Raw genomic sequence first — 10014 nt, forward strand, 5'->3', positions numbered from 1 at the left:
CCGAGGAAGCCCGCCGCGCCGAGGAAGAACGTCAGGCAGCCGAAGAGGCGGCACGCGAGGAAGAGGAACGCCAAGCCGCGGAACAGGCCGCGCGGGAAGAAGAACAGCGCCGCGCCGAAGAGGAGCGCCGCGCAGAGGAGGAACGCCGCGCAGCCGAGGAAGCCGAACGCGAGGCGGCGGAACAGCAGGCGCTTCAGGATGCCTTGCGCGAAGCCCAGGAGGCCGAGTCCGGCAGCGGGGGCGAGGATACCGCCTCGACCGGCCAGACGGACGGCGGCGATGTCCAGCGGATCGAGGGCGGCAGCGGCGCCTCGGTGGATCAGGACCCGCTTTCGGCGGCCCTCTCCGAGGCCATGTCGCAAGGAGGTTCGCCCCCGGCTCAAGAGCAGGAACCGGCGCCTGAGCCGAACCAGCTCAACCCGGTGCCGATCACGCCGACGCCGTTGCCGGATCCCGATCAGCAATCCGAGGCGACGACCGGATCCGGGGGGGCTGCGCCGCTTGGCCAGCCCCTTTCGCTTTCGGAGCGCGAGGCCTTCAAGCTGGCGCTGGAGGATTGCTGGAACCGTGGCGCCCTGTCGATCGACGCCGCCCGCACCACCGTCTCGATCGAGTTCCGCATGACCCCCGACGGCCGTCCCGAACCGGCCAGCCTGCGGCTGATCGATTCGCAGGGCGGGTCGTCGCAGACCTCGGTGCAGATCGCCTATGAGACCGCGAGCCGCGCGATCCGGAATTGCGGGCGGTCGGGTTTTCCGCTCCCGCGCGAGAAATACGGGCGCTGGCGCGACGTGATCGTGGATTTTCGCCCGGAAGGGATTCAATTCGAGTAGTGAGGTCGGGGTGAAACCCGGCTTTTGCCCCGCCGCCAATGACGCTAAAGAGGACAGCATGTTCCGTAACCTGACACTTGCCCCCGCACTCGTCTTCGCGCTCTGCGTGACCGGCGGCGCCATGACCGCCCTGCCCGCGCTGGCGCAGGACGGCCCGCTGAGAATCGAGATCACCGATGGCGTCTCGGAACCCGTGGCCGTGGCGATTCCCGAATTCCATGGCGATGCCGAGGCCGCCTCGAAAATCCGCCAGGTGGTCGCCGATGACCTGACCGGCACCGGGCTGTTCCGCGAGATCCCGGCCGAGGCCCATGTCGCCAGCCGCGGCAGCTTCGCCGATGCCGTCGCCTACGAGGAATGGCGCGCGATCAACGCGCAGGCGCTGGTCACCGCCGAGGTGACCGGCGCGGGCGAGGAGATCAGCGTCAAGTTCCGGCTGTTCGACGTCTTCGCGGGCCAGCCGCTTGGCGACGGGATGCAATTCGTCGCCCGCGCCAGCGACTGGCGCCGCGCCGCCCACAAGATCGCCGACCAGATCTATTCCCGGCTGACCGGCGAGGCCGCCTATTTCGACAGCCGCGTGGCCTTCGTGCAGGAAACCGGCCCCAAGGATGCCCGGATCAAGCGCATCGGGGTGATGGATTACGACGGCGCCAATATCCTGTGGATGACCGACAGTTCCTCGCTGGTCTTGGCGCCGGAATTCTCGCCCGATGGCAAGAAGATCCTGTTCACCAGCTTTGACAGCGGCTTCCCGCAGATCCAGTCGCTGGACGTGGCCAGCGTGACCTCGAAGCCGGTCACCCAGGGGGGCGGCAGCATGGCCTTTTCGCCGCGCTATTCGCCCGATGGCCGCTGGATCGTCTATTCGCTGGAGAAAAGCGGCAACACGGATATCTGGCTGATGGATGCCGCCACCGGCGCGCAGCGGCCGCTGACCGACTCGCCGTCGATCGAGACCTCGCCCAGCTTCAGCCCCGACGGCAAGCAGATCGTGTTCGAATCCGACCGTTCGGGCACGCCGCAGCTTTACGTGATGGGCCTTGATGGCGGCGAGCCGACCCGGATCAGCTTTGGCGAGGGCCGCTATGGCGATCCGGCATGGTCGCCCAAGGGCGGCATGATCGCCTTTACCAAGCAGCTTGGCGAGCGTTTCCATATCGGGGTGATGCGCAAGGATGGCGAGGGCGAGAAGACCCTGACCGATTCCTTCCTTGACGAGGGTCCGACATGGGCCCCCAATGGGCGCGTCATCATGTTCACACGTGTCACGCCGGGCGGCGATGGCCAGCCGCGCCTGCACTCGGTCGATATCACCGGGCGCAACATGCGCCCAATGGAACTTGATTTTGCCGCATCGGATCCCTCCTGGGGTCCGCTTTTGCCGTAAGGACCTTGCAATGAAACCATATCTGATCCTTCTCTCCGCCTCTTTCCTCGGCCTTGCCGCCTGCACGCAGCCTGCCCCGCCGCCGCAGGTGCAGGACCCCTATGCGAATATGGGCAATGGCGCGCTCTACCAGGCAATATCGCCGGAGGCACGCTGGCGGGCGAGGCGACCGCCCAGTATTTCAACGACCAGGTCGGCAACACGGTGCTGTTCGCCGCCAACCAGACGACGCTGAGCGGCGATGCCCGCGCGGTCCTGGCCCGGCAGGCCGAATGGCTGAACAAGCATGGCAATTTCTCGGCCGTGGTGCAGGGCCATGCCGAAGAGACCGGCACCCGCGAATACAACCTCGCCCTGGGCGCGCGCCGCGCCAGCGCGGTGCAGGAATACCTGGTCGCGCAGGGCGTGTCCTCGGACCGGATCCGCACGCTGAGCTTTGGCAAGGAACGCCCCGCCGAGATCTGCTCGAACGAAAGCTGCTATGCGCAGAACCGCCGCGCCGTCACCGTCGTGAGCGACACGGGGGCCGGCACGTGATCCGCCGGGCCGTCGCCGCCGCCACGCTGGTCGCGATGATGGCTCTGCCGGTCGCGGCGCAGGAGCCGGTGCTGGCCGATCTGCGGGCCGAGGTCTCGGCTCTGCGCGGCCAGTTGCAATCGCTTCGGGCCGAGCTGCGTGCCGCGGGATCGGAAGGCTACCAGCAGGTCGGGGGCGCGGATGCCATCGACCGCATGAATGCCATGGAAGAGCAGCTCACGCGGCTGACCGACCGGACCGAGCAGTTGCAGAACCGCATCCGGCAGGTTCTCGACGAAAACACCCGGCGCATCGACGATGTCGAGTTCCGCCTGTGCGAGATGGACGAGACCTGCGATCTTGGCGCGCTGACCACCCCCGATCCGGTCGAGACGGGCTCGGGCGTGACCGTTGTTCCGCAGATCGAGCCTGGCCCTGCCCCCGCTGCCGGGCAAGGCGCGGCTGCCTCCGCCACCGAACAGGCCGATTTCGACGCGGCCCATGCGGCGCTGAACAGTGGCGATTTCCAGCGTGCCGCCGAGATGTTCGGCACTGTTGCCGAGACACATGCCGGTGGCCCGCTGACGGCAGAGGCGCTGTATCTGCGCGGGGTGGCGCTGGACAATGCGGGCCAGCCGCAAGCCGCCGCCGCTGCCTGGCTGGAGGGGTTCACCGCCGATCCGGACAGCGCCCGGGCCGGTGACAGCCTGCTGGGGATCGCCCGCGTGATCGAGAATGACGGCGACCCGGTCGCGGCCTGTCTCTATCTTGCCGAGATCCCGGTCCGCTTTCCCGACAGCAAGCCCGCCATCGAGGCCGAGAGCCGGATGGTGGCGCTGGATTGCGGCAATAACGGCCCCGCCTCCGGGGAGACCGCCGGGATGGATCCCGAGGCCGCCGCCGATCTGGCCGAACATGACTGAGCGGGTGAATGTGCGCCGCCGGGACTGATCCGGCGGCACGGATTCGCGCGGCGCTGGACCGTCTGGCGGGGGACCTGCCCCGCCTAGGGGTGGCGGTTTCGGGCGGCGGCGATTCCATCGCCCTGATGCATGTCATCGCCGAATGGGCCTCGGGGCGGCGGCAAGTCCGCGTGGCAACGGTGGATCATGGCCTGCGTCCGGAAAGCGCCGATGAGGCCGCGCAGGTCGCGCAGGCGGCCTCGGTGCTTGGCCTGCCCCATGACCGCCTGCCCTGGCGGCATGGTGGGGACCTGCCGGGCAACCTGATGGCGAATGCGCGCAATGCCCGGCTGATGCTGATGTCGGAATGGGCCGGGGAACAGGGCCTGCCCGCCATCGCCCTTGGACATACGGAAGACGACCAGGCAGAAACGCTGCTGATGCGCCTGATGCGCGGCGCGGGCATCGACGGGCTGGCGGGCATGGCGGAACGCCGCGAGGCGATGGGGATCTGCTGGCTCCGCCCGATGCTGCGAGTCGGACGGGCGGAACTGCGCGAATGGCTGACCGGGCGGGGCATCGGCTGGATCGACGATCCCAGCAACGAGAATGCCGATTTCGACCGCGTCCGGATCCGCCAGGCGATGGCGGCTTTCGGGATCACGCCGGATGCGCTGGCCCGCTCGGCCGAGAACCTGCGCGACGCGCGCGCGGCGCTGTCGCATTACACCGCGCAGGCCGCAGCCGGGGCGATCGCCCGCAATGGCTCGCTGATCCTGCCCCTTGCCCCGATTCGCGAGGCGCCCCCGGAAATCGCGCGCCGCCTGCTGATCGCCGGTTGCCGCTGGATCACCGGCGCGGATTACCCCCCGCGCCGCGCGACCGTGCTGCATGCGATGCAGGCGGTCTTTTCGGGCGGGCGGGTCACGCTGAACGGGATGCTGATCGAGCCATCGGATGACGATCTGCGGTTCTGCCGCGAACCCGCCGCCGCGCTGCGCGCCGGAAGCAGCCGCGGCCCCACCTGGGACAACCGCTGGAAAATCACCGGATTGCAGCCGCATGAACATGTCGCGGCCCTGGGATATGCGCCGCTCTCCGGGCTGGATTGGCGCGCCACTGGCCTGACCCGGGACGAGGCCGCGGCCAGCCCGGCGGTCTGGAGCGGCGGCGAACTGCGGGCCGCGCCGCTTCTGGAGCCGGGGAAAACGCATGGAATCTCACCCCTGCGTGATGCGACTCATTTACCCAGCCTGCTGATGGCGCATTGAACCTGCGGCGATAATCCCTATTTTCATCTCAAACCGTATCTTGCCGGAGGACCCGTTTTGGGCAATGCACGCAATCTCGCCTTCTGGGTGGTTCTGTTCCTGATGATCCTGGCGCTGTTCAACCTGTTCAGCGACGGCGCGGCGAACATGAACAGCCGGCAGATCAGCTATTCCGACTTCATCGAACGCGTCGACAAGGAGCAGGTCACCGCCGTCACCATCGATGGCGAAGAGCTGACCATCACCGGCACCGACGGGCAAAGCTATAGCTCGGTCCGCCCGGTCGGCGAGGAAATCGCCGACAAGCTGATCGACAAGGGCGTCGAGGTGCAGGTGGTCAAGCAGCAGCAATCGGGCTTCATGTCGCTTCTGGGCGTCTGGCTGCCCTTCATCCTGCTGATCGGCGTGTGGATCTTCTTCATGAACCGGATGCAGGGCGGTGGCCGTGGCGGCGCGATGGGCTTTGGCAAGAGCCGGGCGAAACTGCTGACCGAAAAGCATGGCCGGGTAACGTTCGACGATGTCGCCGGCATCGACGAGGCCAAGGAAGAGCTTGAGGAAATCGTCGAGTTCCTGCGCAATCCGCAGAAATTCAGCCGTCTCGGCGGCAAGATTCCCAAGGGCGGGCTGCTGGTCGGCCCTCCGGGCACCGGCAAGACCCTGCTGGCGCGCGCCATCGCCGGAGAGGCGGGCGTGCCCTTCTTTACCATCTCGGGCTCGGATTTCGTCGAGATGTTCGTGGGCGTCGGCGCAAGCCGGGTCCGCGACATGTTCGAGCAGGCCAAGAAATCCGCCCCCTGCATCGTCTTCATCGACGAGATCGACGCCGTGGGCCGTTCGCGCGGGGTCGGTATCGGCGGCGGCAATGACGAGCGCGAGCAGACGCTGAACCAGCTTCTGGTCGAGATGGACGGGTTCGAGGCCAATGAGGGCATCATCGTCATCGCCGCGACCAACCGCAAGGACGTGCTGGACCCGGCGCTGCTGCGCCCCGGCCGTTTCGACCGCCAGATCCATGTCCCCAATCCCGATATCAAGGGCCGCGAGAAGATCCTCTCGGTCCATGCCCGCAAGGTGCCGGTCGGCCCCGATGTCGATCTGCGCCTGATCGCGCGCGGCACGCCGGGCTTCTCGGGGGCGGACCTGATGAACCTGGTGAACGAGGCGGCGCTGGCGGCGGCCCGGATCGGGCGGCGCTTCGTCGCGATGGCGGATTTCGAGAATGCCAAGGACAAGGTCATGCTGGGGGTCGAGCGCCGCAGCATGGTGCTGACGCCCGAGCAGAAGGAAAAGACCGCCTATCACGAGGCCGGTCACGCCGTTGTCGGTCTGTCGCTGCCGAAATGCGACCCGGTCTACAAGGCGACGATCATCCCGCGCGGCGGCGCGCTTGGCATGGTGGTCAGCCTGCCCGAGATGGATCGGCTGAATTTCCACAAGGACGAGGTCAAGCAGAAGCTGGCCATGACCATGGCCGGCAAGGCCGCCGAGATCATCAAATATGGCGAGGACGGCGTATCGAACGGCCCGGCCGGCGATATCCAGCAGGCCAGCCAGCTTGCCCGCGCGATGGTCATGCGGTGGGGCATGTCCGACAAGGTCGGCAATATCGATTATGCCGAGGCGGCCGAAGGCTATAACGGCAGCACCGGCGGTTTCTCGATCTCGGCCGCGACCAAGGAACTGATCGAGCAGGAAGTCCGCGAGCTGATCGACGAAGGCTATCAGCAGGCCCGCAAGATCCTGCTTGAAAAGGAACAGGAATTCGAACGTCTCGCCCAGGGTCTGCTGGAATACGAGACCCTGACCGGCGAAGAGATCGGCAAGATCATCCGGGGCGAGGCGCTGGACGGCGATGACGACAACGCGCCGGGCAGCGTGATCCCCTCGGTCGCCTCGGTGCCCAAGTCCGGCAAGCCCGCCCCGGGCGGCGATCCGGCCCCGGCATAGGCGCAAGACAGGAAAAGACAAGACAAAACCCCGGCCCTTGCGGACCGGGGTTTTTCATTTTCTCATGCCGACGGCATGTCGCGGATCAGGCAAGTTTCGGGGTGATCTGCAGCGATCCCCTTGTCGCGTCGGAATAGGGGCAAACCACATGCCCGCCCGCGATCAGGTCCTCGGCGATGTCGCGCTCGACCCCCGGCAGGCTGACGGTGATCTCGACATCGAGGCCAAAGCCGGTATCCTCGCGCGGACCGATCCCCACGCTGACCTGCACGCTCGCATCATCCGGCACTGGGATTTTCTTCGAGGCCGCGTAATGGCGCATCGCCCCCATGAAACAGGCGGCATAGCCGGTCGCGAACAGTTTCTCGGGATTGAGCCCGTCGCCGCCCGGTCCGCCCAGTTCCCTGGGAACGGTCAGATCGGCGGTGAAGCTGCCGTCATCGACCTGCGACTTGCCGTCGCGCCCGCCCCCGGTCGCGGTGGCGCTGGTGCGGTAGAGAACTTTATTCGTCGGCATCGCGATCTCCTTTCGATCATCTGCGCATGGCCCCGATGCTATCGCCCTTCGCCGCCCCGCGAAACCGCAAAGCTGCGACCAAGGCATGCCTTGCAACCGGCCCCGTCCCGGTGCATGTCCCGGTCAGCATGAGTGAGATCGACGATATACCGGACATGCCCGCCCTGCGCGCCGAGATCGACGCGCTGGATGCCGAGCTGATCGCACTTCTCGCCCGCCGCCGGGCGCTGATCGGCCGGGCGGCGCGGATCAAGAAAGCGGCGGCCCTGCCCGCACGCATCGACTGGCGGGTCGAAGAGGTCATCGCCAATGCCCGGCGTCTCGCCGCCGAGCAGGGGCTCGACCCCGAGCTGATCGGTGCGATCTGGCGCCAGCTGGTCGAGGCTGCCATCGCGCAGGAAGACCGCCACCTGAAGGGAGACGAGGAATGACAGCCACCCTGATCGACGGGAAAAGTTTTGCCGCCGGGCTGCGGCAGCGCATCGCCGAACATACCGCCGCCATGAAGGAACGCGGCATCACGCCGGGCCTTGCCGTGGTGCTGGTGGGCGAGGACCCGGCCAGCCAGGTCTATGTGCGTTCCAAGGGCAAGCAGACCCGCGAAACCGGCATGAACTCCTTCGAGCATCGCCTGCCCGCTGATACGCCCGAGGCCGAGCTGCTGGCGCTGGTCGGGCAGTTGAACGAGGATCCGGCGGTGAACGGCATCCTCGTGCAGCTTCCCCTGCCCGGCCATATGGACGAGGCGGCGGTGATCAACGCGATCCGGCCCGAAAAGGATGTCGATGGCTTCCATATCCTGAATGTCGGACGGCTGGCGACCGGGCAGAAGGCGATGGTGCCCTGCACGCCGCTTGGCAGCCTGATGCTGCTGCGCGACCAGTTGGGCAGTCTCTCGGGCAAGAACGCCCTGGTCATCGGGCGCAGCAATATCGTCGGCAAGCCGATGGCCCAGCTTTTGCTGCGCGACAGCGCCACGGTCACCATCGCCCATTCGCGCACCTGCGACCTGCCCGATCTGTGCCGAACCGCCGATATCGTCATCGCTGCCGTCGGCCGGGCGCATTTCGTCAAGGGCGACTGGATCAAGCCCGGCGCGACGGTAATCGATGTCGGCATCAACCGCACCGATGACGGGCTTGTGGGCGATGTCGATTTCGCCGCGGCCTCGCAGGTCGCGGGCGCCATCACCCCGGTCCCCGGCGGCGTCGGCCCGATGACCATCGCCTGCCTGCTGGCCAATACCCTGACCGCCACCGCCCGCGCGAACGGCTTGCCCGACCCCGAGGGCCTGACGCCGTAACGCCAACCGGACTCCCGGCTTCTTCTTCACGAAAAATATCCCGGGGGGCCCGGCCTGCATGGGCCGGGCGGGGCAGAGCCCCGTGGTGGCCTCACCCCTCGAACAGGTCCTCCTGCCCGGGCGTCACCGGCGCCGCCAGCCCCATATGCCGCCAGGCGCGCGGGGCCAGTTGCCGGCCACGCGGCGTGCGCGCGATCAGCCCCTGCTGCAGCAGGAAGGGCTCGATCACCTCCTCGATCGCGTCGCGGCTTTCCGACAGCGCCGCCGACAGGGTCTCGACCCCGACCGGGCCGCCGCCGTAATGCTCGGCCATCAGCTTCAGATAGCGCCGGTCGGCCCCGTCCAGCCCGATATCGTCCACGCCCAACCGGGTCAGCGCCGCATCGGCGATGGCGCGGGTCAGGCGGCCATCGCCCTCGACCAGCGCGAAATCCACCACCCGGCGCAGCAGCCGCCCGGCGATCCGGGGCGTGCCGCGCGAGCGGCGGGCGATCTCGCGCGTGCCCTGCTGTTCGGCCTCGATCCCCAGCAGCCGGGCGCCGCGCTGGACGATATGGTCCAGCTCCTCGATCTCGTAGAATTGCAGCCGGGTCGGGATGCCGAAACGGTCCCTGAGCGGCGTCGTCAGCAGGCCGAGCCGGGTCGTCGCGCCGACAAGGGTAAAGGGCTGCAGCTCGATCCGCACGGTCCGCGCCGCCGGCCCCTCGCCGATCACCAGGTCCAGCTCGAAATCCTCCATCGCCGGGTAGAGCACCTCTTCCACGGCGGGGTTCATGCGGTGGATCTCGTCGATGAACAGCACGTCGCGGGATTCGAGATTGGTCAGGATCGCCGCCAGGTCACCGGCCCGCGCCAGCACCGGCCCCGAGGTCATGCGGAAATTCACCCCCAGTTCCCGCGCCATGATCTGGGCCAGCGTCGTCTTGCCAAGCCGGGTGGGCCGTAGAACAGCGTGTGGTCCATGGCCTTGCCGCGCATCTTCGCGCTTTCGATGAAGACGCGCAGATTGGCGCGCGCCTCGGCCTGGCCGACGAAATCGCCAAGCGCCTGCGGGCGCAGGGCGCGGTCCTCGGTTTCGCCCTCCAGCGGTTCGGGGCGCAGGGTGGGATCGGACTGGCTCATGCTATCCCTTCGGCGCGAGCGATTTCAGCGCCGCGCGGATCAATGCCGATGTATCGGCCCCGGTATCATGCGCCTGCGCCTCGGCCACGGCAGAGGCGGCCTCGGAATGAGCATAGCCAAGATTGGTCAGCGCCGACAATGCCTCGGCGGCGGCCCTTGCCGTGCCTCCGCCGGACGGGCCGGGCTGCGCCGGGGCGCCGGCCCCCTGGG

At 67.7% G+C, this 10014-nt stretch carries 9 protein-coding genes and 2 pseudogenes; 8 read left to right on the plus strand and 3 right to left on the minus strand.

Features of this window, described 5'->3' with window-relative positions; translation table 11 throughout:
* The 6 genes from tolA to ftsH all read left to right on the plus strand — a co-directional run.
* The coding region (tolA, locus tag A7A09_RS20950) for a cell envelope integrity protein TolA (protein WP_494546229.1) at window positions 1-833 on the plus strand (833 nt) is incomplete at its 5' end.
* A 58-nt stretch (window positions 834-891) separates the two neighbouring features.
* Entirely contained in the window at window positions 892-2223 is a 1332-nt protein-coding gene (gene tolB, locus A7A09_RS20340) for a Tol-Pal system beta propeller repeat protein TolB (protein ID WP_106693098.1), read from the plus strand.
* A gap of 204 nt (window positions 2224-2427) precedes the next feature.
* Complete coding sequence (pal, locus tag A7A09_RS20345; protein ID WP_366466420.1) at window positions 2428-2760, plus strand: peptidoglycan-associated lipoprotein Pal; 333 nt, start codon at window positions 2428-2430, stop codon at window positions 2758-2760.
* Window positions 2757-3662, plus strand: coding sequence for a tetratricopeptide repeat protein (locus A7A09_RS20350; RefSeq protein WP_245999504.1), 906 nt, complete (start codon window positions 2757-2759; stop codon window positions 3660-3662). Before pal ends, A7A09_RS20350 begins: the two co-directional genes overlap by 4 nt.
* Before the next feature lie 8 nt (window positions 3663-3670).
* On the plus strand, window positions 3671-4912 hold the full coding sequence (gene tilS / locus A7A09_RS20355) for a tRNA lysidine(34) synthetase TilS (RefSeq protein WP_106693100.1): 1242 nt from the start codon (window positions 3671-3673) through the stop codon (window positions 4910-4912).
* Window positions 4913-4969: 57 nt separating this feature from the next.
* Window positions 4970-6862: an ATP-dependent zinc metalloprotease FtsH gene (gene ftsH / locus A7A09_RS20360; RefSeq protein ID WP_106693101.1), complete on the plus strand. Its 1893-nt coding sequence runs from the start codon at window positions 4970-4972 to the stop codon at window positions 6860-6862.
* 85 nt (window positions 6863-6947) lie between these two features.
* Here ftsH and A7A09_RS20365 read toward each other — a convergent pair whose 3' ends face one another.
* Complete coding sequence (locus A7A09_RS20365; RefSeq protein ID WP_106693102.1) at window positions 6948-7379, minus strand: organic hydroperoxide resistance protein; 432 nt, start codon at window positions 7377-7379, stop codon at window positions 6948-6950.
* Window positions 7380-7507: 128 nt separating this feature from the next.
* Between A7A09_RS20365 and A7A09_RS20370 the strand changes: the two genes are divergently transcribed.
* Both A7A09_RS20370 and folD read left to right on the plus strand, forming a co-directional pair.
* Entirely contained in the window at window positions 7508-7810 is a 303-nt protein-coding gene (locus A7A09_RS20370; protein ID WP_106693104.1) for a chorismate mutase, read from the plus strand.
* Window positions 7807-8682, plus strand: coding sequence for a bifunctional methylenetetrahydrofolate dehydrogenase/methenyltetrahydrofolate cyclohydrolase FolD (gene folD / locus A7A09_RS20375; protein WP_123225502.1), 876 nt, complete (start codon window positions 7807-7809; stop codon window positions 8680-8682). Before A7A09_RS20370 ends, folD begins: the two co-directional genes overlap by 4 nt.
* 91 nt (window positions 8683-8773) lie before the next feature.
* On the opposite strand, the pseudogene ruvB reads toward folD, so the two are convergent.
* Window positions 8774-9804, minus strand: a pseudogene (gene ruvB, locus A7A09_RS20380) (Holliday junction branch migration DNA helicase RuvB).
* A gap of 1 nt (window position 9805) precedes the next feature.
* Window positions 9806-10014 (minus strand): annotated as a pseudogene (locus A7A09_RS20385) (Holliday junction branch migration protein RuvA); the annotation flags it as partial.

The sequence above is a fragment of the Paracoccus methylarcula genome, assembly GCF_003007735.2.
GTDB classification, from domain to species: domain Bacteria; phylum Pseudomonadota; class Alphaproteobacteria; order Rhodobacterales; family Rhodobacteraceae; genus Paracoccus; species Paracoccus methylarcula.

Excerpts from the sequence above, each read along its gene's own strand:
- A7A09_RS20365 (WP_106693102.1), bottom strand. The coding sequence starts at position 7,379 with ATGCCGACGAATAAAGTTCTCTACCGCACCAGCGCCACCGCGACCGGG.
- folD (WP_123225502.1), top strand. The coding sequence starts at position 7,807 with ATGACAGCCACCCTGATCGACGGGAAAAGTTTTGCCGCCGGGCTGCGG.
- tolB (WP_106693098.1), top strand. The coding sequence starts at position 892 with ATGTTCCGTAACCTGACACTTGCCCCCGCACTCGTCTTCGCGCTCTGC.
- A7A09_RS20370 (WP_106693104.1), top strand. The coding sequence starts at position 7,508 with ATGAGTGAGATCGACGATATACCGGACATGCCCGCCCTGCGCGCCGAG.
- tilS (WP_106693100.1), top strand. The coding sequence starts at position 3,671 with ATGTGCGCCGCCGGGACTGATCCGGCGGCACGGATTCGCGCGGCGCTG.